Origin of the sequence: Veillonella sp. AF13-2 (assembly GCF_003603295.1) — a bacterium.
GTDB classification, from domain to species: domain Bacteria; phylum Bacillota; class Negativicutes; order Veillonellales; family Veillonellaceae; genus Veillonella; species Veillonella parvula_E.
Genome location: NZ_QTMT01000005.1, coordinates 1 through 25,244 on the forward strand (window position 1 = coordinate 1; position 25,244 = coordinate 25,244).

A 25,244-nucleotide genomic window follows, 5' to 3' on the forward strand; every position below is an offset into this window, starting at 1 on the left:
CAATCGTTTTGATTGATTACCTATCATTGTTCAGTTTTCAAAGATCTGTTACGTTAGTTCTGCGCCCTAACGACTTGTATAGTATATCAATCTAACCTTAAATCGTCAACCTCTTTTCCAAAGATTTTTCAACCAATTTTTGATTAAATTTATACTCACAATCATAACCAAAATCTCTAAAAATAGAGATAGAAAACTCACAAACCGAAGTTTGTGAGTTTTAATTTGGTGACTCACCCGCGACTCGAACGCGGGACACCCTGATTAAAAGTCAGGTGCTCTGCCAACTGAGCTAGTGAGTCATGTTGGCAGGGGTGGCTGGGATCGAACCAGCGCATAACGGAGTCAAAGTCCGTTGCCTTACCACTTGGCGACACCCCTACAGTGATTACGATGTGTAGGTTATGGGGTGAGTAGTGGGGATCGAACCCACGCGTAACGGAGCCACAATCCGCCGTGTTAACCGCTTCACCATACCCACCACCTTGTAGGTATCGAAGACATTGTCTTCGTAACAAAGAGAATTATATCTTTTCTAGAGATTTGTGTCAACACCTTTTTCTCAATTTCATTAATTTTTACAACCGAAACTTTTGATTGTGTTATCTCTAATATAAGCCCTTTAATCCTCATATAAATAAGGAAGCACTATCGGAAACTTTCATTTCACAAATGGTGCTCCCCCATTATACATATTATTTACTTAGTTGGCAAATAATTTTTTACAAAATTTGGCAATGCAAAAGCAGCTTTTTGAATGTCTGCATTATAGTACTTAGTTTCAAAGTTTTGTTCTCGGTTTGGAGTCCATGTTAGAGGATCAAATGTTTTGGACCCCAAGGTGAAACAATGCATCCCTGCAGGATAGATTGGAATGAAAGCTGTATATAAGCGAGCAATTGGGAAATGGCTATTAACGTAACCAAAAACTTTTTCCACTAATGGTTGATGTAACATCGGAGATTCTGTTTGTTGTACAAACAAGCCATCAGCTTTCAAAGCTTTTAATGTATTCTTATAGAATTCTTCTGTAAATAAGCCTTCACCAGGACCGATTGGATCGGAACAATCCACGATAATTACATCATAGTAATCTTCTGCTTCTGCCATGAAACCAATACCATCACCAATTTTTACAGTCAATTTAGGGTGGTTTTCAATCATAGCTTTAGCAATAGTTGGTAGATATTGTTTTGCCAACTCTACAACCTTACCATCGATTTCAACCATTGTTACTTCTTTTACACAATCATGACGTACACATTCTCTAGCTACGCCACCATCACCACCACCGATAATCAAGACACGTTCAGGATTAGGATGTAAGAACAAAGGGATATGGCTCATCATTTCATGATAGATAAACTCTTCACGCTCAGATGTTTGAAAAACACCATCTAAAGCGAGCATCATACCATACTCTTTTGATTTAAAAACTTCAATTTTTTGAAACTCAGATTCCCCAGAGTAAAGCACTTCTTCCGCTTCAGCGCTTAGACGTAAGTGAGGTGTTTGTTCCTCAGTAATCCATTGACTCATGTAGTACCTCCTACTATTTATACTACAATACGCATCGCAAATCACTGCGATGCGTATATATATTACTTTAATTATCCTGTTACTTACTCTTTGCGACTAATGTAACAGAATCCACCACCTAAAATAGTGTCTTTCATCCAATTCGCCAAAGAAAAATCACGAATTTCACCTTCATCAAAGATGCCACAGCGGATATCATCACCGTCCATAAACATCTTGTGAATCGGAACCCAATGCCATGTATAAAGAGCCTTTTCTTTTCCTTTATGACGATTTAAAAATGCTACAGGCACATCCTGTGCCAATGCATCATGTATAAACTGAGCTGCAGCCTCCACCTCTACGCGTGATGCACAGAACGGAGATACATTCAACATATGTACATCATAAGATAGACCTTTATCCTCGAGTAAGCGAGTAAGACCACGTTCCATCCATTGAGTTTTATAAACACCACCACCAAAACGTGGCTTTACATATTTCCAAACTAAGTTCATCCGTTCTAAAGCAAGCGTTTGGTCGGATGTGGTTTCTAGATCTAATAAGCCATCCCTAAATAGCGAATAGCCCAATACTTGTGATGCCGATGTAGGCCCACAACCAGACAAGCGTTGCCACTCATCAGTGAACCACTCTTGGTCATACCCATATGATGTTTTACCATTTACATCGATATATAGCCATTCTGGATGTTTAATAGATACTTCATTCATGAGATTAACCTTCGATTACTTCTACAGTTTCCATGATAGCACCTTGTTGGATACCATCAACTACATCCATACCTTCAATGACTTTACCAAATACAGTATGTACACCATCTAAATGAGGTTGTGGCTCATATACAATAAAGAACTGACTACCACCAGTATTAGGGCCACGGTGAGCCATAGATAAAGCACCGCGCTCATGTTTATGCGGATTGCCAACTAATTCATCTTTAATTGTATAGCCAGGACCACCTGTACCGTTGCCATTAGGACAACCACCTTGTGCTACGAAACCAGGAATTACACGGTGAAAACGAAGGCCATTGTAGAAGCCTTTGTTAATCAAGTCGATAAAGTTTTGTACTGTGCCAGGCGCTTCTTTTTCAAATAATTCAATTACGATATCGCCGCCGTCAGCCATATGGATTTTCGCTTTTTTCATTGTTCAGGTACCTCCAAAATTGTACGCAACACATGTGCTGCTAATATAAAACCTGCCACTGGTGGCACAAAACTACATGTCCCAGGACTTGTAGCATCACCACGAAACTGTGGTTTTGTCGGTTTTTCAGTAGAAAATAAAACTAATTGTTTTTTTATACCCCGTTTTTTGAGTTCCCGACGCATAACGCGTGCCAAAGGACATGTATGAGACTTATTGATATCTGCAATCATAAGTTTTTCCGGGTAAAAGCGATTACCTCCGCCCATACAAGAAATAACAGGGATGCTTTCACGTTGACAAACCTCAATGATATTAAGTTTTGCCGTTACCATATCGATGGCGTCAATAACATAATCAACGTTCAAGCTTTGAATAAATCCAGGATAGTTTTCCTCAGTATACATAATATCATGAGTTTCTATCACCACATCAGGATTGATAGAAAGAGCTCGCGCCTTTGCTACCTCTACCTTACGTTCCCCAATCGTATTATGAGTCGTAATCATTTGACGGTTCAAATTGCTAGGCGCTATGGAATCTCCATCGATAATGACGATGCGACCTACACCAGCTCGCACCAATGCCTCAAGGGCACCACCACCTACGCCACCTACACCAAAGAGCGCGATAGACGTGTCTCTTAATGTTTGGATTTTATTGGGACCAACCAACCACTCTAAACGGGTTAACATATATTCCATTAATATTTCCCCGCCGGAATGATTTCTGTCCAATATCCATCTGGATCTGCTATGAAATAAATACCCATATCAGCATTCTCATAAGCAACAACGCCCATTTCTTTATGCTTTTTAAGAGCCGCTTCATAGTCATCTACATAGAATGCCAAGTGGAATTCATTATCCCCCAAATTATAAGGACGATCCCAGTCACGCAACCATGTAAGTTCTAATTCATGTGCTGTATAAGGACTTTTTAAATACACGAGGGTAAAAGCACCGCTTGGGTCTTCCAAACGACGAGACTCCTCGAGCAATAACGCCTCTTTATAGAATGCTAGACTTTTATCAAGGTCTTTAACATTTATATTATTATGAGCAAACGAAAACTTCATAGAACCCCCTTCGTAAATACAGGATGTTTTTGTAGGAATTCTCCTCTTTTTATAGTAACACATTTGGCAAATCTATATCTAGTTTATGATATCTAGTTAATAACAAATTTTGCCGTACTACCGTCGTCACCTCGAGTCACGTCTAAATGAGCAGGTATACGAGACTTTAACTCAGGTACATGAGAAATGATGCCGATGAGACGTCCTGACGATTGCAACTGTAACAATGTTTCCATGGCGAGTTCCAATGTATCTGGATCGAGTGTACCAAAACCTTCATCAATAAACATCGTATCCATATGGATGCCACCAGCATAACTTTGGATAACATCCGCTAATCCCAAGGCAAGCGCCATAGAGGCCAAGAATGTTTCACCACCAGATAAGGTATTTGCTGGCCTAGATTGGCCTGTAAAAGCATCCATAACCGCCAAGTCGAGGCCTTGCTTGCCACGACCACCACCTGTATAGTCGGATCTTTCCAAGGAATATCTGTTGCGACTCATCTTCTGAAGTCGTAAATTAGCAGCATATACAACCTCATCTAAAATAGCCCCCAGTACATAGCGTTCAAAGGTAACATTTTTAAAGCCTTGCTCCCCACCATTAGCGAGATCATTTAATCGGCTTAAGAACTTCACCTTTTCACGAGCCTCGCCCATAGCAGCTTCGAGTGCTTCTAATGAGGTGAGCGTAGTTTCGATATGCTTTGTTTCTTTATCCCATGCCGCAAGATTACCTACTAATATATCTCGATGCTCTACTGCTGTAGCATAGATTTCATCAGAAACAGTATCACTTGGTTTAACCACAGTTTCTGCTACCTTTAACGCCGCATCATATACAGCTTGTGCTTTATTAAAGGCTTCATCCAAAGCATGCAGCTGTATTCTATAGGTCTCTATCTCTTTAATATCACGTAAAGCCTCTACAAAATCATTCTCTGTTAAAGAAATGGATTGTAATGACTTTGTATAGTTCTTATACATCAAAATAAGATTTTTTGTTTCTTCTTTTACTTGAGAGGACAAAGTTTCTAAGCGTCCGCGTTTGGCATTCAATTGTTCTCGAGCAGTATCTAAATTAGTTTTGCTAACTTTCACCTGCTCATCGTAGAGTGTAATATCACTATCCAATGACTCTACCTGTTTTTGCCATGCATCTATATCCGTGATTGGTAAAGTTTTAGATAGAGCATCAATGTTAGCTTGTACTGAGCTAATACGAATTTCTAGGTCGTGTAGATTTTTAAGTAATTCATTATGGGCAAGTTCTAAAGTTGCTAACTTATCTCTAGCTACTTTTAACTTATGTTCATTGTCAGCTATAGTCTTACTCAACAATTCAGACTCACCATGTAAAGCTGTAAGTCGCTCCATTTTAGTCAACAAATCTTGTTGAACAGATGTAAAGTTTTTCTTAGAAAAACCATCCATAGATGACTTAAGTTTGGAACATTGTTCTACTTCTAACTTAGCTAACTCCTTAAGACGAGCATCTAATGTTTTCTGTTGTCCCACTTCGCTAGCTTGCTTTTGCAGTGCCACGTCACGGGTTTTGCGAGCCTCTTCAATTTCATCCTTAGTCGGATACATCTCCGGCTTAGCTGCTAACCGTGGATGATCTGTAGAGCCACAAACCGGACAAGGCTCATTATCTACAACTAAATGAACTAGCTCAAAGGCACGCCCTTCTTGCATTAGATGCTCTAATCGTTCAAGATGTACCTTTGCAACCTGCAAGGTTTCATCTAAAGACGCTAACGTTTGACCTTTATCGTCGATTTCTTTTTGTACCTTATTAATTTCTTCTAGCAATTCAGAATATCTATGTAAATCATTTAGTTGCCCTTGAATAACATTAGCATCCTCTAAGAATTTGTTATTATCTCGTAACTGTTTACGCAAACGTTCTAAGTCGTTTTCTAAAGTTTTCACAAGCTTCCGTTGTTTAGCTAAGGCATCCTCGCTTTTTTTACTATCTAATTCTTCTAAATTACTCTGTAATGTGGACAATTCCTTTTTCAATACATCTAATTCATTAAACTTCTCTGCTTGTTGTTGAAATTGAGCCAAAGTAGTTCTTTTAGCTTGTATACTTTCAGCTTGACCTTCTAAGTCACTGTATACGTCTAAACATTTAGCCTCATGTTGAGTTGCTAGTTCTACATGTTCTTTCGTATCTGAAAGGGCTTGTTCTAAAGTTTTTAATACAGCTTGTTTCTCAATATATTGTTTATATAATTCATGAGTTGGTGCCAAAGAGTTAAGGAACTGAACCTTTTCGCTTAGATTTACACGCTCAGTTTTCCTTGCTTTCACCATGTCAAGTTTCGAAGTAGCCTCAGCAAGAGATTGTTGAGCCTGATTATATAAAGACCATTGATTTCGGAGCACATTAAACTGTTCTACCACGGTTACTGCCTCATCTCGTTCTACCGCGAGAGCATCTCGATGTGGGCCCCGATTTGCTAGTAACTCACGCACATGCTCAATGGTTACCATTGGAGTCGCTCCATCATGAGGGATGGACTGCATAAATGCAGTTTGCTTAGTTAGATTTTCTTCAATACCTGCCTTTGCTTCATCATAAGCAGCCTTCAGTGCTTCTTGTAATTTTCGATATAGCTCCGTTCTAAAAAGTGTATGTAGTAATTCCTCACGTTCACTCGTAGAGGCCACTAGCAACTTTCGGAATTCCCCTTGAGGTAATAGCACAACTTGTAAGAACTGATCCTTACGAAATCCTATAATTTGCTGAATAGTATCGCGAATGGCGACAGCAGAGGTAGCAATGACCTTCCACTCACCATCTTTCTTCTCATATACAGTAGCGCTAGCATTCTGCTCACGCATCCCTGTACCACGTTTCTTTGCTACCATCTGTTTCGGTAATCGTTCAACACGATATTGTGCATTGCCAATAGCAAAGGAGAAATCGACACGAGTCATACGATGAGGTTCTGCAAAGTCACTGCGAATAGCATCTGTTTTGCGTACTTCTCCACTCGGCTCACCATACAAGGCATACACTATGGCATCTAAGATTGATGTTTTCCCTGCCCCCGTAGGACCAGCAATGAGAAACATGGAATGGTCTTGAAGCTCATTAAAATCTAAAGTGACCGAATCACGATACGGACCAAAGGCTTCTATAGTTAATGATATAGGCTTCATTTAGTCCTCCTTAAGAATTCGGTCCCATACAGAGTTGATATATTGCTGTTCTTTCTCTGTTAAAGGTTCCTTCCACACAGTTTCTGCAAACTGATTAAATAGATCACGTTCATTTAATTCTTTGAAAATTGCCTCACCCATATCTGCTACAGGCCCTGCCACGCGACCAACTAGATCAATGGTCATACAACGATGATATACCTGGCGCAGTTTAGCCATTCCATCCATAATCGGCATCGTATCAAGTAAACGGGCTTGCACATAATCATCCCTATGTTTAGCCTGTAATGCTTTATCATTTAACAGGTCTTCAAAATATCCTTCCAAAATAACTACATCTCGCTTCGCCTCTACAGGAATCGTACTAATATCTACGTTCCCCTTTGTATCCATATCAATGATGGTGAAAGACTTCTTCTGCATATGTTCATCAAAGGAATATTTTAATGGAGAGCCACTATAGCGAATATAATCTGCACCCATTCGTTGAGGCCCATGTAAATGTCCCAAGGCAGTATAGTGAAAGTCTTTAAAGACTTGAGGATTTACCTGTTCGCTGCCACCTACAGACAAGGTACGCTCTGAACCCCCTACTTCACCGCCCATAACAAAGGCATGGCTAATAGCGATACTGCGCATCCCCTTAGGTACTTGTTTATACAAGTGGTCGCTCCAAGCCTGATACATTTGGTCATAATTGTGAAGATTCAAAGCGCTTTCGCAATTTTGCTCATAACACTGTGTTACTATGTCAGCAATTTCAGTATCGGTAGATTCTGCATTAGTAGCCTCTACATCAGCAAATAAAGCCTCTCCTATGCGCCGGGGTTCACTAAAAGGCATAGGACAAATTGCCACCTTGCCATCTGTCCCTTCAAATTCAAAAGGCATCAACGCGTGATGAGGAGAGCCCCAAATATGGATACCCGATTGACTCAACATAGAGCGTCCCACTTCAAGACGTTCCGCCCCATCGTGATTACCACTCACCACAAAGAAAGGTACCTTGTAGTCCATAGCGAGACGAGTGATGATGGAGTCCCACAATTCGATAGCTTCAATGGGTGGCACCGCTCTATCAAAAATATCCCCTGCGAGCAATATGCCATCGATGTTTTCATCTTTCAAAATATTAAAAAACTGATGTTCCAATACATGAGCTTGGTCCTCTGTTAAGTACTGGCCATAAAAAATACGCCCTAAATGCCAATCGGCAGTATGTAAAAAACGCATTTTGTCCCCCTTTCCAGTTCTCCCTATACCTTACACAATGTATGTATTCAAATGCCAAAACGAGCTCTTAGTCCCATAAGTTTATGGAAATTCAATAACTTTATATAACTTTATATAACTTTATATAACTTTATATAGCTTTATATAGCTTTATATAGCTTTATATAGCTTTATATAGCTTTAATAGCTTTAACAGCTTTAATAGTTTTAATAACTTTGTGTATTTGCAATAACTAGTATAGCATCAGGTATTCTACATATTTATTATATAACTAAATTAACTTCTGTATTTTAATTATTTATTCTCTACGATAGAACGTAGCATAGCAATTTCCTTTGCGTAACCGTCCAATTCATTTGGTGTTTCCAAATAGAATGGCAAGTTCGTCAATTTAGGATGTGTTACAACGCGAGCAATAGCATCGATACCAATATGTCCTTCCCCAATTTTTTCATGACGATCTTTATGAGCACCCATAGGATTTTTAGAGTCATTCAAATGAATGGCTTTCAAACGATCAAGACCTACAATTCGATCGAACTCGTCAATAACGCCATCGAGATTATGTACGATATCATAACCCCCTTCGTGAATATGGCAAGTATCAACACACACACCCATGTACTCTTTTAGTTTTACGCCATCGATGATGCGTGCAATTTCTTCAAAACGAGAGCCAATTTCTGTACCCTTACCAGCCATTACTTCCAAGAGGACTGTTGTCTTCATACCTGGGAATAAGATTTCATTCAAGCACTCTACAATGTACTCAATACCTTGATCTACGCCTTGCTTCACATGGCTACCAGGGTGAAAGTTATACATTTGACCTGGCAAATATTCCATACGCTCTAAATCTTCCATCATAGATTGCTTCGCAAAAGCGCGTAAATCCTCTTTGGCGGCACATGGGTTATAAGTATACGGTGCATGGGCCAACAAGCTACCAAAGTTGTGTTCTTTCATATATATACTAAGGTTATTCATATCCTCAACATCGAGAGCTCGCATGCTACCACCGCGAGGGTTGCGCGTAAAGTATTGGAACGTATTGCCCCCAATTTTAGTCGCTTCCTTGCCCATATGTAAATAACCTTTGCTAATTGATAAGTGACTGCCTATTACAAACATAATACTCCTCTATATATGACTATACGATTTCTACAATTTTATAATTATAAAACGCCTAACTCTAATATCTATTGTATTATGCTTATAGCTATTTTTGTTACTATAGCTATTCTATAACACTAATAGATAAAGATATATGATAACTAATATAACCCCTGCCGTGAAGGAGCCCTTCAACAACAGGGGTTATCTATTAATGACTTTCTTTTTTTGCACACTCAGGGCAAACACCTTCGAAGGTAATATGTTGACCTGTGATTTGATATTCACTACCTTGATCAGCAATCGTTTTGATAGCTTTCAAATCAATGCCCATCATGTCCTCTACCTTATTACAACGAATGCAACGGATATGGGAATGAGCTTGTGTGTCCCAATCGTAATGAGCGCGCTCATCACCAACTTCTAGAATTTTAACAAGACCGATTTTTTCAAAAATCTCCATCGTCTTATACACTGTAGCCAAGCTCATGCTTGGATGTTCTGGGCGCAACGTATGATACAACATCTCTGCTGTTGGATGATCATGATGACCACGCAAAGCATCATAAATCGCAATACGTTGTGGGGTTACTTTAAACCCCTGACTACGCAAAATTTGTGCGATATCCATAATAATCTACCTTTCTCCACTTGGAAATCTATAAGGCATAGGCCATTATCGACCGTTTACAAGAAATAATTATTATTTATTATATCAAAATTATCAACACTTATCAAGATAAATAGTATTAACTATTAAGTAATAAAAAATGTGGATTGCCCAGAAGCAATCCACATCCTATTAGTCTTTAAAGTAAGGCTTAAAACCTTCACTTTGATGGCGAGTTTTTTTCTCTCCACGCGGACGATCAGATTTACGATCATCTCTGCGACGGTCACCTTTACGGTCATTGCGACGATCACTTCTACGATCATCGCGACTGCGACGTGGGCGGTCATCTCGACGACGATTACCATCACGACGGCGACGATCACTACGACCACTTTCACGACGACGGCGTACGCGCAATGGTTTTTCTTCTGTAATATTTACAGGAGTAGTATCTGGTTCTTTTGTTAACAATTTAAGAGCTGCCGCCAAAAGTGTTACGGAATCTGTATCATTCAACAATTCCTCAGCACTAGATTTGAAAGGCGCCAATGCTTCTAAATTATCTGTCATTTCAACGAGGCTTTCAATTGCCAAACGTTGTTGACCTTCAAGAACTTCACCTAATGAAGGTGCACGACGACGTGCAATTTTACGTTTTGTTAAACGTTCGATAGCATGTAAATGCTCCATTTCACGAGGGATAACGAACGTGAAAGCTTGACCTGCTTTACCGGCACGACCTGTACGACCTACGCGGTGTGTGTAGCTTTCAGGATCTTGAGGCATATCATAATTATATACGTGAGACACGCCAGAAATATCAAGACCACGAGCTGCCACATCTGTAGCCACGAGAATATCAATGGTACCTTCGCGGAATTGGCGAATTACGCTGTCCCGTTTTTGTTGAGACAAGTCGCCATGGATGCCTTCCGCCATGTAACCACGTTTCTTAAGACCTTCTGTCACTTCATCAACACGACGTTTCGTACGCGTGAAAATAATAGCAAGTTCAGGTGTTTGGATATCAAACAAACGACAAAGAACATCGAATTTTTGACGGTCTTGCACTTCGATATAGTATTGTTCGATCAAGTCCATCGTAACTTGAGTCGGTTTCATGCGGATCAATGTTGGCTCTGTCAAATATGTTTCAGCTAATTGTTGGATAGCTTTAGGCATCGTAGCAGAGAACAACAATGTTTGATGGTCTTCTGGGATAGCACCCAAGATTTTATTGATATCATCAACAAAGCCCATATTTAACATTTCGTCGGCTTCGTCCAATACCACAACTTTCACATGGTCAAATTTAATAGAACCACGATCCATATGATCCATCAATCGGCCAGGAGTGGCAACGATGATTTGAGGGTTCTTTTTCAAGGCACGGAACTGACGATTAATATCTTGACCACCGTAGATTGGTAGTGCTGTGATATTCGTGTACTGAGCCATTTTGTTAAGCTCTTCAGCTACTTGAATAGCTAATTCTCGTGTAGGGGATAAAATAACTACTTGAACGTGACGCTCATTCCCGTCTACGCGTTCCAATACAGGCAAGCCAAATGCTGCTGTCTTACCAGTACCTGTTTGAGCTTGACCGATCATGTCCTTACCGCTCATGGCAACTGGGATAGCTTCCTGTTGAATTGGCGTAGGCTCTTCAAAGCCCATATCGTTTAACGCTCTTAGAACAGGTTCGCTAATCATTAATTGTTCAAATTTTTCTAACATCTAAATGTGTTTCCTCCTATCGCGCACGAACTATGCGCATTTAAGTAGTATATCATATTTCGAGGGCGAGCGCTATAAAAGTAATTCTGAATCTAAGCTAAATAGGATTTCTTTTCCCCTTAAAATGTTCAATCAACACAATTCCACCTGATACACATAACAAAACAAGATATGACAAATGAATAGGTATATACAAGCATTCAACAAGAACAACCCATAGAATCAAAATTAATTTAGAAATCCATTTCGTTCTTATTTTATCAGTGATCATAAATATAGATAAATTGATAATTATTTTAATGATTATCGCAGCAATAATAACTAATGTCGTAAATTCTTCTCTATAATCTGTCAGTTCATATAAGGGATATAATAAATAACTTAATAAAACGCTAAGTATTATTAAAAACCAAATATTGAGTCCCTTTAAAAATTTAGATTTACTATAGTAAAATACGCCAACCAAAAGAAAAAGCAAAACACTAAGCAATATTCCTATAATTAATAGATAATCTAATTGAATCATGAATTATACTGTCCTTTAATCATTTTTTTATTTCTAAAAATCATTCCATAAGTGCCCACACAAAACAACACTATATTGATAAAATCTGAATTGATATATTTACTACTAAAAGAACATATTCTTTAATGCATAACCTAAACCAGCAATACCAAATAATATAGAAAAAATAGCAAAAAGGCCACGTTTATAATACAAACTATTCCGCTTTTGATAAAAACCTGTACACATTATAAAAAGTACGAATACGCCCCAAGCAACACCAAAGCGGGCCATAAATACATAATCTTTGTCAATTAGAAATTTAAAATTTAATAGAACTATACTTACAATTGCAATTATTGCTAAATACTTGGTTAAATCGCCAAAAGCTCTATGTTTTTTGATATATTCATATTCTTCATCAATGACACGTTTACTGATCTCAAGTTTATATAACCCCATAGATAAGGATATAGATATAAAAATCCAAATATATCCTAATATTTCAAGTTTATTCATCTTCCACCTTCCACTATATGGTTACCGACTCAAATACTGACGAAGTGTCTGGTTTTCTAACGGGCCTAACTGCAATGCCTTCCGATTTTTAATTGCATCAATGGTTAATGCTTCAAAGGTAATTTTATCAAAATCAGAAAACTCGTTAAAGGAATTAAACACGATGAATCGTTGATTTAGTAAATTAGTTAATACCTCTATGTCTTTCGTTCTTACTTTATTTAGCTCATTTCGTGCATAAGATTCATATCTCTCATCATCTGCATTATTCTTGCTAAACCGACCGATATCAAGACTATCAGAATAATAGCTATATATAGTTTTCTGAGAAAAATCAATTTTAGTCAATTTTCTGAATTCAAAATTATAATAAGCGTTGTTTCTATAAATATGCTCACTACCATACTTACCAATAATAGTTCCTGTAGAAAGATCTACTATATCATTATGCTTAACCATATCTTCCTTTCTATATGATACATAGAAAGGTAGCTTTATAGTATATCCAGCGTGTGGACCTGTATATCGTTTCTCACTATCAAAAAAGATTTCATTCCATATATCTCTATCACTTTCATCAAGACTAGAAATATTAGGATATAACTCATCAAGACTCACATTAAATTGCGTTTCTTTAGCATCTATCCGAGGAATGAAAGTGTTATATTTATTAATATCTTTATTCCAAGCATCTAACAAACTTACATTTTCATCAAAAATACCAATACCGTCTAAAGTTATATAATAAAGTTTATTATCCACCTCATGAACAGCAACTACATTATCAGCAATCTTACGGTTTTCATTGCCATAATATAATCCACTCTCTTGAAGGTCACTTAAATAAATCAGACTATTTTTAAAGTCTCCACTTGCCAAGAAATATATCAATACTCCCAATATGAGGATATAAAGCACTACCATTATGGCAACAATATATCCAATCCATTTAATTACTCTCTTCAAATTCATAATAACCCTCTCTAAATAACACGATTTCATGTGACTACAATTATAACATACCCTATACTTTTACATATAATAGACTATTGTTAAGTACAAAAAAGGCGCCTCTTTCGGGCTGCTTCTTTATTATGGTTTATTGAGAGTTGTGTGGTATTAATCAGCTATATGAGTAAACATTTAATTTAGATATAATATAATTAAAACAGTGTACTCCAAAATGTACTCCAAAATTCCGCCAATAAATTAAACGTGCCTGTTAAGCAATTACGATTTACTAAACTTTCTAAAGTAGTATAAAAGGAATATACAATGAAACCTTTTGCCCTAAAACGATTTATATTATTTCCACTGATTATACTATCCCTCATACTAACAACGGGTTGTCATCTTCTCTCACATTATAGTGAAGATGAGGTACAACAATATATAAATGAGGATTATCCTAATCTAACATATCACTTAGAGTCTCATAGGAACAATAGATGGCAAGTCACCTTTGACAAATATCCACAAATGCCCATTGAAATATCTGAAGCCTTGCATACCTCTGCACCTGTTGTACCACAAGTGGAGCGAATACTGATAACCAACATTCCGTTAATAACTGCATTCCCATTAATGAAAAACTATATAACAGAAGAGGAGTTATCCTATGCTACATACGATACATCTTCTTTGTATATTGAAATGCCTATTCCCTATTCGGCCATACAAAACCAAGATGTAACAAATTTTTACAATCGAATGGATCAATTCTGCAAAGAATATGCAACAACATATCCAGACTTCAAAGAAGATATATATATTAGAGTTATTATAAAACCTTCTGATGGTTCTAATGCACCAGAGGCGTATAGAAAAATATTCCGTTTATCTCAATATTAATAAAGAGGCACCTCTTTCGAGGTGCCTCTTTGTTATAGTTCATCGGAGAAGTTTATATGTTATTAATCTAAATCGTAGAAACCAGATGGTTTATCGCTCAAGTTTACGATGATGTTTTTCATTTGAGTGTAGTGCTCAAGGATAACTTTATGAGTTTCACGTCCGATACCGGATTGTTTGTAACCGCCAAATGGAGCGCCTGCAGGGATAGAGTTATATGTATTTACCCACATACGACCTGTTTCGATACCGCGAGCTACGCGGATAGCACGGTTGATGTTTTGAGTAAATACGCCACCACCAAGGCCGTATAAGCTGTCATTAGCTTGTTCAATAACTTCTTCTTCGCTGTGGAATTTGATGACAACTGCTACAGGGCCGAAGATTTCTTCGCGAGCTACACGCATATCATTTGTAGCATCTACAATAAGTGTAGGTCTTACAAAGCAACCTTTACCAAGTTCGCCATCAGTAACACGTACACCACCGGCTACAATGCGAGCACCTTCTTCTTTTGCAAGGTCTACATAGCTAAGTACTTTGTTCACTTGATCTTCGTAAATTAAGGAACCAAGTTGTGTAGATTTTTCCCAAGGCAACCCGACTTTTACCTTATCGAATAGTGCGGCAAGTTCAGCTACGAATTTATCATAAATTGTATCTTGTACAAAGATACGGGAACCTGCGCAGCATACTTGACCTTGGTTGAAGAGGATACCAAGCATTGCCCCATCAAGAGCCTGTTTCCAGTTCGCATCGTCAAAGAAGATATTCGCAGATTTACCACCTAATTCCAATGTGGCAGGAATCAAGCGTTCAGATGCTGCTTTATATACATCTAGACCTACCTCTGTAGAGCCTGTGAAAGCAAGTTTGCTAAAACCAGGATGATCAAGGATATATTGACCAGATTTAGAACCTTTACCAGTTACGATGTTTACAACACCTGGCGGCAAGATTTCTTTTAAAATATCACCAAGTTCTAATAAGCTAAGAGATGTGTGGCTAGAAGGTTTAATAACAACTGTACATCCTGCTGCAAGAGCTGGAGCCAATTTCCAAGCGGCCATTAGGAATGGGAAGTTCCAAGGTACAACTTGGCCTACAACGCCAATTGGTTCGCGCACAATAAGGCTCAATGTATTTTCATCAAATACTTGTGCAGAGCCTTCTTCGGAACGAAGCACGCCTGCAAAATAACGGAAATGGTCAGCCCCAAGTGGAATATCCACATTCAATGTTTCGCGGATAGGTTTACCATTGTCGTATGTTTCAACTTGCGCCAAATGTTCTTTATGCGCATCGATAGCATCCGCAATTTTTAACAAATAATCGGCACGTTCTACTTGAGATACTTTTTTCCATGTTTTGAAAGCTTCTGTTGCAGCCTCTACAGCTTTATCAACATCATCATTCGTCGCCTCTGCACAGATAGCGAGTTGTTCGCCATTAGCAGGGTTATATACATTAAATTCAGCACCGTCAGATGCCTTTACCCATTCATTATTAATTAAAAGTCCATATCTTTCTTTAAGGTTCAAGCTCATTGCATTACCTCCTCTTTAGGAATATGATTGAGGGAATTTCCCCTCTATGGTTTCATCATACTCCCTATATCTAATTTTTTCAATCAGATATATCATTTTCGATATATCTGTTCTGCATTAATATACATAGTTTTTAGCTATATAGAAAAACCGCACCCTCTAAAATCATAGAGGGTGCGGGTTTTGGTATAATGACTTTTAGTCAAGAATGACTATCATTTAAAATCTATTAATGTAGATTAACTAGTCTTCTAAGAAATTATCAGTTTCGACGATTCCCATTATTAAGAGAGCCATTATGGTGATTATCATTTTGACGTCCGCCATTATTACGGTTGTTATTTCGGTTATCATTATTTCGACGTTGACCATTATTATTTCTATTATGGTTATTATCGTTATTCTTTGGTTTTTCTGGTTGTAATGCTTTTACAGACAGACCGATGCGATTGCGCTTTACGTCAACAGAAATGATTTGAGCTTCGATAATATCACCTACAGCAAGCACATCTGATGGATGTTGACGGCTATTGCAAAGCTCGCTGCGGTGTAATAAACCATTCGTTTTAAGCCCAAAGTCTACAAAAGCTCCGAAATCAACTACGTTATGAACAGTACCTTTTACAACGGTACCGACCTTGATATCTTCAAGGCTCACTACGTGTTTTCTAGTAAGCGGAGCCGGTAAATCTTCCCGAGGATCACGACCTGGTTTTGCAAGAGCCGCCAAGATATCCCGAACAGTCGGCACGCCCGCATCAAGCTTGGCAGCCATTTTATCGGCATCCACAAGAGGTAATTTTACTTGCAATGCTTCTAATTGAGATTTATCTTGTAAGTCTTTTAAGGTAAAGCCTAATTCACCAATGATGCGCTCTGCCAATTCATAAGACTCTGGATGGACGGATGTATTATCCAGTGGATTTTTACCGTGTTGTAAGCGCAAGAAACCAGCACATTGTGTAAAGGCTGCAGGGCCTAAACGAGGTACTTTTAGCAATTCCTTACGGCTTTTAAACACACCATTCTCTTGACGGTATGCAACAATATTTTTAGCCACCGCACTAGAAATGCCTGCAACATGTTGCAAGATAGCTGGAGATGCAGTATTTAGCTCTACCCCAACGTGGTTTACTACAGTTTCAACTACTTGGTCTAAGGTATGTGTCAATTGTTTTTGATTTACATCATGTTGATATTGACCTACGCCGATAGATTTAGGATCGATTTTAACAGATTCAGCCAATGGATCTTGTACACGGCGTGCAATAGATACGGCACCTCGAATGGTAACGTCTAAATCTGGTAACTCATCGATAGCCAATTTAGATGCTGAGTACACAGATGCGCCCGCTTCATTAGTAATGATATAGTGGCAATCTAATTGTTCCTCTTCAATCATAGTAGACGCAAATTGCTCTGTTTCATAGGATGCAGTACCATTACCGATAGATAAAAGAGTAACCTTAAACTTACGGATTTTATCAGCCAATACCTTTTGAGCTTCCTTGCGAAGCTTTTCACTATTTGTTAAATAGTACGCACCGTAATCGAGCACATTGCCTTGTTGATCGATAATCGCCATTTTACAGCCAGTACGGTAACCAGGGTCAAGGCCCATGATAACATGTCCGGCCAATGGTGGTTGTAACAATAGATTTTTGAGATTTACACCAAACACCTTGATAGCTTGCTCATCGGCTTTTTCCGTCAATTCATTGCGGATTTCACGCTCTAAAGCTGGGAAAATAAGACGTTTGTACGCATCAGCTACAGCAGCCGCTTTATACTCTACGAAGATTGACTTCGGATTTTTCTCTAACTTTTGTAACATATAAGCAACATAGGTGTCACCTGGTACGGTGAGCGCCAATTTCAAAGCACCTAATTTTTCGCCGCGATTAACCGCCAAAATACGATGGGACGGCATTTGACGTACAGGCTCAGCATATTCAGCGTATTGCAAGAATTGTTGTTGTTCTTCCTCTTCACCGCTCAATTCAGCTTGAATAAAGCCTTCATTCCACATCTTCTTACGCAAGTACGCCCGGAAGTCTGCACTATCACTGACGATTTCCGCTACTATATCAGAAGCGCCTTGTATGGCATCCTCTGGCGTAGGAACCTCTTCTGTTATGTATTCTTTTGCAATCTCTAACGGATCTCCAGAGGTAACCGTATCGTTGATAATCATATCAGCCAATGGCTCTAATCCACGTTCACGGGCAATCATAGCACGCGTACGTTTCTTTGGACGGTACGGTAAATACAAATCCTCTAACTCTTGTAGCTTTGTAGCAGCTTCCAAAGACTTCATCAACTCGTCTGTCATCTTTTCTTGCTCTGTAATAGAAGCAATGATTTCTTGGCGACGTGTTTCTAAGTTGCGCAAGTATTTAATGCGTTCTTCGATGGTGCGCAATTGCTCATCTTGCAATTCGCCCGTTACCTCTTTACGATACCGTGCAATAAATGGTACTGTATTGCCTTCGTCCAACAATTCTACGGCAGCTTGCACCTGCTTTGGCTTAACATTTAATTCACTGCCGATAATGGCAAACATTCTTTCACTCATTTAGCTGCCTTTCTGCGATAGGTTACAAAACGATGAGGATATTGATTCTTTTCATCCACAATGCCGTCTACAACGGATTCGATGGTGAAAGCATCCTCTGAGAATTCAGGGAAAAATGCATCTCCATCAAATTCATGGTCTACTTCAGTGATATACATAGTATCTACATAAGGTAGAAAAGCTTCGTATACTTGAGCGCCACCAATAACGTAGGCCGCATCAAGCGCACGTGCGGCTTCAGCAGCCGCCTCAGGGTTATGGAAAATCTTAACACCTTCTGGTGCATCAAAGCCTTTATCACGAGTAATTACCCAATGCTCACGATTTGGCAACAAGAACGGTAAGCTTTCAAAGGTCTTACGGCCCATGATAATAACATGTCCTGTTGTTTTTTCCTTAAAGAATTTCAAATCATTTGGCAAATGCCAAATCAAAGTATTATCTTTACCGATTACACGATTATGTGCTACGGCTACGATTAATGCTAACATACTGCCCTCTTTCAGTTAATACTATATGGCAACAGTCATAAATTATACTATTTAGCAATGGCTATGAACACAATACTATATATCAATAGCCATACATATTATGCTATTTAACAATTGTCATGAATACAATGCTATACAGCAACAGTCATGGATAATTTACCTAAATGTTCATATCCATCTAAGGTAATGTCCTCTGGTGTGAAGTCATAGAAGTCTTTTACCTCAGGATTCACAATAATTTTAGGAGCAGGCAACGCTTGTTCACGACGTGCTAATTGCTCACGCAATGCATCTACGTGATTTTCATAGATGTGAGCATTGTTGATAACATGTGTAAATTTACCTGGTTTTAGACCGGTTACTTGAGCAATCATACATTGTAATGCCGCATATTGAGCCGTGTTAAATGGGACGCCAAGCCCCATGTCGCCACTGCGTTGGATGAGCATGCAGTTCAAGTAACCATCCCCTACATCCCATAAGGTTTCATACGCACATGGTTGCAACGCCATATCATCTAAATCTTCAATATTCCAAAGGGTTACAATCATTCGGCGGCTATCAGGATCTTCTTTAATCGTTTTGATGAGCTTATCTAGTTGTTTGTACTTCGCAATTTGATAGCCGTATGCTTTACCAATAGTACCATCTTCACGCATCCATTCATCCCATACGTGCACATTCATTTCTTGCAATTTGCGCACGTCATTGGACTGCATTTGCCAAATCCACAATAATTCTTTTACAGCTGTTTTGAAAGCTACAAATTTAGTGGTTAAAATTGGAAATTCCTCTTGCAAGTCAAATTGCATGATTTGTTGAGGCAATTTGTACGTTGCAATGCCTGTGCGATTTTGACCATAAATGCCATGATCTAAAATATTTTCAATAATACCGAGGTATTGTGTATCTGCTAAGCTCATTTATCCCCCTAGATCTATTTATAATAAGCAAAAAATACTAATGTATATCTTGATAATCTTACTAAAATATATAGTACTATCATACTAAAAAATATACAGTACTACCATATATACAGGAAAATTTATTATCCCTTATATTCTGCAATGGCCTGTAAAAAGGTAAGTCCATATTTTTTTAATTTTGCTTCCCCTACGCCTTTAACATTGCCAAACTCACCTAATGTAGTAGGTCGTAAATTTGCCAAATCTATGAGTACTGTATCAGGGAAGATAAGATACGGCCTAAGACCCGCTTTTTCTGCCAAGCGTTTGCGATGTTGCCGTAAATGTTCAAATAAGCCGCCCGATGTAGAGCTGGATTTTCCTCGCACCACTGAAACAGCAGACTTACTAGTGCGAGAAGGCACAGACACATGTTGTCTAATTTCCTCCACCTCTTTGCGACCGGCTAACACTTCCTCTGCACCAGCCGTTAAGGATAATACAGGATATTTACCTGTAGAGCTACGTAAGTATCCAGATGCTACAAACTGTTGGATAAGCCCTTTAATTGACTTTTCATCTACATTACTCAGTAAGCCAAAGACTGGCAATGCATCATGGCCTGCACGCATAATCCGATCCGTTCGATCCCCGCGGACAATAGAGGTTATCATTGATGCCCCATATCGCTCATCGGTGCCCATGATGGCACGGAAAATAGCCTTTGCTTCTTTCGTAACATTGACCTTATCAGTAGCCCCCTTACAAGAGCTACAATTATCACAGGTTGTCCAAACGGTGCTTTCACCAAAGTAATTAAGCATATATTTACGCAAGCAATTACTACAGAAACAGTAATCAATCATAGACTGCAATTTGCGTAACTCCACATCTTGTCGCTCAGGCGTTTCAATGGACTGTTCAATTAAATACTTATGAACCTGTACATCCTGCCCACTATAAAGCAAGATACATTCAGCAGGTGCCCCATCACGGCCAGCTCGTCCTGCCTCCTGATAATAGGATTCCATATTACGCGGCATTTGATAATGTAGCACATAACGTACATTACTTTTATCAATGCCCATACCAAAGGCATTGGTAGCCACCATAACCTGCAATTTATCGTCTGCGTAGGCATTCTGCATTTCACGGCGCACCTCGTCGTTGAGCCCCCCATGGTAATGGCCCGCTTTGATGCCCGCACGGGTTAAATTTTCATACACACGATCTACATCCTTGCGCGTTGCACAGTAGATAATACCATTTTCATTGGCGTGCTGACGCACATAATGAACAGCGTAATCCATCCGCTTTGGTGTACGGATAACAGAGAAGGATAAATTAGGCCGATCAAAACCCGTCACGTATACATTAGCCTTATCTAGGCCTAATAAATTTTTTATATCGTTTTCTACATATTTCGTCGCCGTCGCTGTGAAAGCCCCCACGATAGGTCTCTTTGGCAATGAATTGAGCCACTCACCGATAAGGCGATAAGACGGTCTAAAATCATGACCCCACTCAGAGATACAATGAGCCTCGTCCACAATGACTTGAGCAATCGGTAATGGTCGCAGTACATTACAAAAAAAATTAGAACTCAACCGCTCTGGTGCAATATATAAGAGTTTAATCTTACCACTACGTACTTCGTACATGGTCTTATTAAACTCAGATTGTGTAAGTGTACTATTGATGAGCGCTGCTGGTATATTCTGCACTAAGAGACCATCCACTTGGTCTTTCATAAGAGAAATGAGAGGAGAAAATACAATAGTCAAGCCCGCCTTACAAAGCGCAGGTATCTGGAAACAGATAGACTTCCCAGCCCCTGTTGGCATAATTCCAATTACATCTTCATTCCGCAACAAAGATGCAATAGGAGCCTCTTGAGCCGGTCTAAAGGAGGTATACCCAAAGTAGGTCTCCAACATGCGCAATGCTTGTTGTTTCGTCACAACTTGATGTTGTCTAGATACATCTTGTTTTCCGCCTACCTGTTGTTCCATAGGGTCCTCCTTTCACGTTCCAAAAATATAAGTATTAATTTCGATTACTACTGACAAATATTTCGTACACTCAATACGAAATATCGTTTTTTCATTCTTTTATTTTATCATATTTCGTTCGGTATGGGACTCATTAGTATATGATTTCATAAGTAACAATCTAATGCGTATCTCTAAAGTATATGGGCTAGATTAGTATAGGAATCTTGTTGATATTACCAATTTTTTACCCTCTAAAGTACTAATATGTGGTACAATAAAAATTATTTACTATACTATAGAATATAACTAGAACCTAAGGAGGTCTTATATAGGCATGACACAAGACAACTTAATGATTATTATCGCCTTTGCCTTATATCTAGGACTCATGATGTATATCGGGGTCTACTATTATCGTAAATCGAACAGCATTGGTGATTACATCCTCGGTGGCCGACAATTAGGACCATGGATTACAGCACTTAGTGCGGAAGCATCAGATATGAGTGGTTGGATGCTCATGGGTGTGCCGGGCCTAGCGTATACTACGGGGATTTCTGGTGTGTGGATTGCCGTAGGCCTTACATTAGGCACATGGGCCAACTGGAAATTCGTTTCTAGACGCCTGCGCAACCATACGGAGGTAGCCAGTGATAGCTTAACATTACCGGATTATTTGAAGAATCGTTTCCACGATCAGTCTCATTCGGTAGCTGTCATTTCCGCCTTATTTATCTTGATTTTCTTCTTGATTTATACATCATCAGGCTTCGTGGCAGGGGGCAAATTGTTCAATACCATCTTTGGTCTTGATTACACCGTATCCCTCTTTATCACCGCTTGTATCGTCGTATTTTATACCTTCCTTGGTGGATTCCTCGCCGTATCTTGGACAGACTGTATTCAAGGTGCATTAATGTTCTTTGCCATCTTGGCCGTACCAATTACAGCAGCCATGTACATGGGGGGCCCTATAGAAACATTCCAGCTCATCCAACATGAGTTCCCACAAGGACTTAGCTTGTTTGGTAATCCGTCTGATTGGTTTACTTGGGCTATCGGCCTAATTTCTTCTCTCGGTTGGGGTCTTGGCTACTTCGGTCAACCTCACATCCTAGTGCGCTTTATGGCTATCTCTGATGCAAAAGAGCTTAAGAAATCTACGAACATCGCCATGGTTTGGGTTATCTTATCCCTTATGGCAGCTATCGCTGTAGGTCTCATTGGTCATGTATATATGTTACCAGACAAATTGGTTGGCACAGATGCAGAAACAGTATTCCTCATCATGACTGAACGGCTCTTTACTCCATTTGTAGCAGGCCTTATCTGGTCCGCTGTATTGGCCGCTATTATGAGTACCGCATCTGCTCAATTATTAGTAACAGCCTCTGCTATTTCTAATGACTTCTATGCTAATATCATCCATCCAAAAGCAAGCGATAAAGAGCTTGTATTAGTAAGCCGTATCGTAGTACTTCTAGTGGCATTGGTTGCCATCTATATGGCAATGGACCCAGACAGCTATATCTTGACGATGGTAGCCTATGCTTGGGCAGGCTTCGGCGCAGCCTTCGGTCCAGCTATCTTGTTCTCTTTGTTCTGGAAACGCATGACGCGTCACGGCTGTATCGCTGGTATTGTTGTAGGTGGTTTAACAGTACTCATTTGGAAACAATTTGGATTCTTTGGCCTATACGAAATTGTGCCAGGCTTCATCTTCTCTTCTATCGCAATCTATATTGTAAGCCTCATGGGCAAATTGCCTCCACGTCCCGTTCTAAAAGACTATAGAGAGGCAGAAAAAATGCACGTTCTATAAGGAAACATAAAAAAAGCTAGTTGATTCATCGATCAACTAGCTTTTTATTTATGAGTATTGGTGTAAACCTTCCTCAATTGCGGCTTTTACCTCTGTCACTAAAGAGGCTGGAGTAAGCACTTTTACACTTTGCATATATTGGAGCGCCCAATATTTAAAGGCGTCATGATTAACACGTACACGGCATACAACATTATCAGCTGTTATATTCGTAAACTCTACATTGCCATCGAACCAATCCAAAATTTGATTTACAATGGACCGTTTAGCTTTAAAAGTAACAGTTATAGATTCACCACCGAACATATAAATATGTTCCTTTACGTATTGTGACACGTTAAAGGTGCGTTGTTGTTGATATCCCTTTATCTCCCGTAAAGGTTTTCTACGTTCATTTAGCACAGTAATATGTGCAATTCGATCAACGCGTAATGTAGACATATCATCATAACTTTCGTGATTTCCTACCAAGTAATAATGTCCTCGATTCATTACTAGTTGGAATGGATTAAATACATACTTCCGTTCCTTATGATCTGGCCCAAGATTAATATGTAATCGCTTATCCACATCTGGTTGGCAATAGGCCAATGAAATTTTTCTACCCTTTTGTATTGCTTCTTCTATGAGATCAATATTAAGAAATAAATCTTGGCTTCTATGAAGGTACCCCGTATTACTTTCAATATCAATACCATGAGGCTTAAAATAGGAGCTCCCCAATTTTGCAACACGCCCGATTAAATCTTTACGTTGAGATGCAGTAATATGGCGAGATGCCAATATACCATCAATCAATAACCGCAATTCAGAATCTTCAAAGGTATGAATCATATAGAAATCAGTACGTCTAATGGTGCCATCTGCTCCCACAGCAGACTCTTCACATTGAATACCAAAATCTCCAGATTCATATAAATCATTTAAATGACGGCCTAAGGTTTTCCGATCGACGGATACCTCGTACCGTTCGGCTAATATACTGCGAATCTCCTCTTGAGATAACGTATGATTAGCATCTGTTTCGTCTTTCAGGATTTCCAGTATGTATACTAGAACTGCCTTTTTAGATGCCATAAAAGACTCCTTTTACAAATAATACAATTAATACAACTTTATCAACTAATACAATTTATAGAATCATCCACAACACATCGGATGATATTTACAAAATACCCAAACACATTATACCATACTTTCATGAACGGTTCATTTTTTCCTCATTAAAATTATCGATTTACTATACTTTTTCAGCAATATAAAATAACTAAAAGTAATAAATATAAAATAAAAGTAAATTTAATTATATAAAACAAAACCCGTTAACACTTAGTACATATATATGTTATAAGTGTAACGGGTTTCTATTTTAGCTATAAAATCAGCAGAATAT

Annotated in this window: 21 protein-coding genes and 3 tRNA genes; 2 read left to right on the forward strand and 22 right to left on the reverse strand. The window is 38.9% G+C overall.

Going from position 1 to position 25,244, the window contains the following annotated elements:
* Positions 1–226: 226 nt before the first annotated feature.
* The 16 genes from DWV85_RS08555 to DWV85_RS08630 all read right to left on the reverse strand — a co-directional run bounded on the left by DWV85_RS08555 (position 227) and on the right by DWV85_RS08630 (position 13,638).
* Positions 227–302 (reverse strand) — tRNA-Lys (locus DWV85_RS08555).
* A 4-nt stretch (positions 303–306) separates the two neighbouring features.
* A tRNA-Gln gene (locus tag DWV85_RS08560) sits at positions 307–381 on the reverse strand.
* A gap of 24 nt (positions 382–405) precedes the next feature.
* Positions 406–481: transfer RNA gene (locus tag DWV85_RS08565), tRNA-His, on the reverse strand.
* Between the two features lie 218 nt (positions 482–699).
* Positions 700–1,539: a polyamine aminopropyltransferase gene (gene speE, locus DWV85_RS08570; RefSeq protein WP_004695340.1), complete on the reverse strand. Its 840-nt coding sequence runs from the start codon at positions 1,537–1,539 to the stop codon at positions 700–702.
* An 83-nt stretch (positions 1,540–1,622) separates the two neighbouring features.
* The gene (locus DWV85_RS08575; protein WP_118091589.1) at positions 1,623–2,252 is read right to left on the reverse strand and encodes a hypothetical protein; all 630 of its coding nucleotides are present in this window, start codon (positions 2,250–2,252) and stop codon (positions 1,623–1,625) included.
* Between the two features lie 4 nt (positions 2,253–2,256).
* Complete coding sequence (locus DWV85_RS08580) at positions 2,257–2,691, reverse strand: peptidylprolyl isomerase (RefSeq protein ID WP_004695336.1); 435 nt, start codon at positions 2,689–2,691, stop codon at positions 2,257–2,259.
* Positions 2,688–3,395, reverse strand: coding sequence for a tRNA threonylcarbamoyladenosine dehydratase (locus DWV85_RS08585; RefSeq protein WP_004695334.1), 708 nt, complete (start codon positions 3,393–3,395; stop codon positions 2,688–2,690). Before DWV85_RS08585 ends, DWV85_RS08580 begins: the two co-directional genes overlap by 4 nt.
* Positions 3,395–3,769, reverse strand: a complete 375-nt coding sequence (locus DWV85_RS08590) for a VOC family protein (RefSeq protein ID WP_004695332.1) — start codon at positions 3,767–3,769, stop codon at positions 3,395–3,397. Before DWV85_RS08590 ends, DWV85_RS08585 begins: the two co-directional genes overlap by 1 nt.
* 92 nt (positions 3,770–3,861) lie before the next feature.
* Entirely contained in the window at positions 3,862–6,945 is a 3,084-nt protein-coding gene (locus tag DWV85_RS08595; RefSeq protein ID WP_123138522.1) for an SMC family ATPase, read from the reverse strand.
* Complete coding sequence (locus DWV85_RS08600; protein WP_004695328.1) at positions 6,946–8,178, reverse strand: exonuclease SbcCD subunit D; 1,233 nt, start codon at positions 8,176–8,178, stop codon at positions 6,946–6,948.
* A gap of 295 nt (positions 8,179–8,473) precedes the next feature.
* A complete protein-coding gene (locus DWV85_RS08605; protein ID WP_123138523.1) occupies positions 8,474–9,310 on the reverse strand; it encodes a deoxyribonuclease IV in 837 nt (278 codons plus the stop codon).
* 193 nt (positions 9,311–9,503) lie between these two features.
* Positions 9,504–9,923, reverse strand: a complete 420-nt coding sequence (locus DWV85_RS08610; RefSeq protein ID WP_004695325.1) for a Fur family transcriptional regulator — start codon at positions 9,921–9,923, stop codon at positions 9,504–9,506.
* 171 nt (positions 9,924–10,094) lie between these two features.
* Positions 10,095–11,642, reverse strand: a complete 1,548-nt coding sequence (locus tag DWV85_RS08615; protein ID WP_004695322.1) for a DEAD/DEAH box helicase — start codon at positions 11,640–11,642, stop codon at positions 10,095–10,097.
* A 97-nt stretch (positions 11,643–11,739) separates the two neighbouring features.
* Positions 11,740–12,168 carry a hypothetical protein gene (locus DWV85_RS08620; RefSeq protein ID WP_004695321.1) on the reverse strand — a complete coding sequence of 143 codons (429 nt, stop codon included), beginning with the start codon at positions 12,166–12,168 and terminating at the stop codon, positions 11,740–11,742.
* 105 nt (positions 12,169–12,273) lie between these two features.
* Complete coding sequence (locus tag DWV85_RS08625; protein ID WP_004695318.1) at positions 12,274–12,666, reverse strand: hypothetical protein; 393 nt, start codon at positions 12,664–12,666, stop codon at positions 12,274–12,276.
* 21 nt (positions 12,667–12,687) lie between these two features.
* A complete protein-coding gene (locus DWV85_RS08630; RefSeq protein WP_021148458.1) occupies positions 12,688–13,638 on the reverse strand; it encodes a hypothetical protein in 951 nt (316 codons plus the stop codon).
* A 303-nt stretch (positions 13,639–13,941) separates the two neighbouring features.
* On the opposite strand from DWV85_RS08630, the gene DWV85_RS08635 reads away from it, so the two are divergent.
* Positions 13,942–14,517, forward strand: coding sequence for a hypothetical protein (locus DWV85_RS08635; protein WP_058948040.1), 576 nt, complete (start codon positions 13,942–13,944; stop codon positions 14,515–14,517).
* Between the two features lie 62 nt (positions 14,518–14,579).
* On the opposite strand, the gene DWV85_RS08640 is transcribed toward DWV85_RS08635, so the two are convergent.
* From DWV85_RS08640 to recQ, 5 genes are all read right to left on the reverse strand, one after another.
* Positions 14,580–16,064 (reverse strand): aldehyde dehydrogenase family protein, encoded by a 1,485-nt coding sequence (locus DWV85_RS08640; RefSeq protein WP_105086973.1) that lies wholly within the window; start codon positions 16,062–16,064, stop codon positions 14,580–14,582.
* A gap of 262 nt (positions 16,065–16,326) precedes the next feature.
* The gene (locus DWV85_RS08645) at positions 16,327–18,639 is read right to left on the reverse strand and encodes a Tex family protein (RefSeq protein WP_058948042.1); all 2,313 of its coding nucleotides are present in this window, start codon (positions 18,637–18,639) and stop codon (positions 16,327–16,329) included.
* The gene (locus DWV85_RS08650) at positions 18,636–19,130 is read right to left on the reverse strand and encodes a dihydrofolate reductase (RefSeq protein WP_008715045.1); all 495 of its coding nucleotides are present in this window, start codon (positions 19,128–19,130) and stop codon (positions 18,636–18,638) included. The genes DWV85_RS08645 and DWV85_RS08650 overlap by 4 nt, the downstream gene beginning before the upstream one ends.
* Positions 19,131–19,261: 131 nt before the next feature.
* Positions 19,262–20,053 carry a thymidylate synthase gene (locus DWV85_RS08655; RefSeq protein ID WP_058948043.1) on the reverse strand — a complete coding sequence of 264 codons (792 nt, stop codon included), beginning with the start codon at positions 20,051–20,053 and terminating at the stop codon, positions 19,262–19,264.
* A 125-nt stretch (positions 20,054–20,178) separates the two neighbouring features.
* A complete protein-coding gene (recQ, locus tag DWV85_RS08660; protein WP_058948044.1) occupies positions 20,179–22,047 on the reverse strand; it encodes a DNA helicase RecQ in 1,869 nt (622 codons plus the stop codon).
* Between the two features lie 316 nt (positions 22,048–22,363).
* Between recQ and putP the strand changes: the two genes are divergently transcribed.
* Positions 22,364–23,851 carry a sodium/proline symporter PutP gene (gene putP / locus DWV85_RS08665; protein WP_123138524.1) on the forward strand — a complete coding sequence of 496 codons (1,488 nt, stop codon included), beginning with the start codon at positions 22,364–22,366 and terminating at the stop codon, positions 23,849–23,851.
* Between the two features lie 48 nt (positions 23,852–23,899).
* On the opposite strand, the gene DWV85_RS08670 is transcribed toward putP, so the two are convergent.
* A complete protein-coding gene (locus tag DWV85_RS08670) occupies positions 23,900–24,928 on the reverse strand; it encodes a WYL domain-containing protein (RefSeq protein ID WP_123138525.1) in 1,029 nt (342 codons plus the stop codon).
* Positions 24,929–25,244: the final 316 nt, after the last annotated feature.

Coding starts and splice junctions, on each gene's coding strand:
- speE (WP_004695340.1), bottom strand. CDS start 1,539: ATGAGTCAATGGATTACTGAGGAACAAACACCTCACTTACGTCTAAGC.
- DWV85_RS08575 (WP_118091589.1), bottom strand. CDS start 2,252: ATGAATGAAGTATCTATTAAACATCCAGAATGGCTATATATCGATGTA.
- DWV85_RS08580 (WP_004695336.1), bottom strand. CDS start 2,691: ATGAAAAAAGCGAAAATCCATATGGCTGACGGCGGCGATATCGTAATT.
- DWV85_RS08585 (WP_004695334.1), bottom strand. CDS start 3,395: ATGGAATATATGTTAACCCGTTTAGAGTGGTTGGTTGGTCCCAATAAA.
- DWV85_RS08590 (WP_004695332.1), bottom strand. CDS start 3,769: ATGAAGTTTTCGTTTGCTCATAATAATATAAATGTTAAAGACCTTGAT.
- DWV85_RS08595 (WP_123138522.1), bottom strand. CDS start 6,945: ATGAAGCCTATATCATTAACTATAGAAGCCTTTGGTCCGTATCGTGAT.
- DWV85_RS08600 (WP_004695328.1), bottom strand. CDS start 8,178: ATGCGTTTTTTACATACTGCCGATTGGCATTTAGGGCGTATTTTTTAT.
- DWV85_RS08605 (WP_123138523.1), bottom strand. CDS start 9,310: ATGTTTGTAATAGGCAGTCACTTATCAATTAGCAAAGGTTATTTACAT.
- DWV85_RS08610 (WP_004695325.1), bottom strand. CDS start 9,923: ATGGATATCGCACAAATTTTGCGTAGTCAGGGGTTTAAAGTAACCCCA.
- DWV85_RS08615 (WP_004695322.1), bottom strand. CDS start 11,642: ATGTTAGAAAAATTTGAACAATTAATGATTAGCGAACCTGTTCTAAGA.
- DWV85_RS08620 (WP_004695321.1), bottom strand. CDS start 12,168: ATGATTCAATTAGATTATCTATTAATTATAGGAATATTGCTTAGTGTT.
- DWV85_RS08625 (WP_004695318.1), bottom strand. CDS start 12,666: ATGAATAAACTTGAAATATTAGGATATATTTGGATTTTTATATCTATA.
- DWV85_RS08630 (WP_021148458.1), bottom strand. CDS start 13,638: ATGAATTTGAAGAGAGTAATTAAATGGATTGGATATATTGTTGCCATA.
- DWV85_RS08635 (WP_058948040.1), top strand. CDS start 13,942: ATGAAACCTTTTGCCCTAAAACGATTTATATTATTTCCACTGATTATA.
- DWV85_RS08640 (WP_105086973.1), bottom strand. CDS start 16,064: ATGAGCTTGAACCTTAAAGAAAGATATGGACTTTTAATTAATAATGAA.
- DWV85_RS08645 (WP_058948042.1), bottom strand. CDS start 18,639: ATGAGTGAAAGAATGTTTGCCATTATCGGCAGTGAATTAAATGTTAAG.
- DWV85_RS08650 (WP_008715045.1), bottom strand. CDS start 19,130: ATGTTAGCATTAATCGTAGCCGTAGCACATAATCGTGTAATCGGTAAA.
- DWV85_RS08655 (WP_058948043.1), bottom strand. CDS start 20,053: ATGAGCTTAGCAGATACACAATACCTCGGTATTATTGAAAATATTTTA.
- recQ (WP_058948044.1), bottom strand. CDS start 22,047: ATGGAACAACAGGTAGGCGGAAAACAAGATGTATCTAGACAACATCAA.
- putP (WP_123138524.1), top strand. CDS start 22,364: ATGACACAAGACAACTTAATGATTATTATCGCCTTTGCCTTATATCTA.
- DWV85_RS08670 (WP_123138525.1), bottom strand. CDS start 24,928: ATGGCATCTAAAAAGGCAGTTCTAGTATACATACTGGAAATCCTGAAA.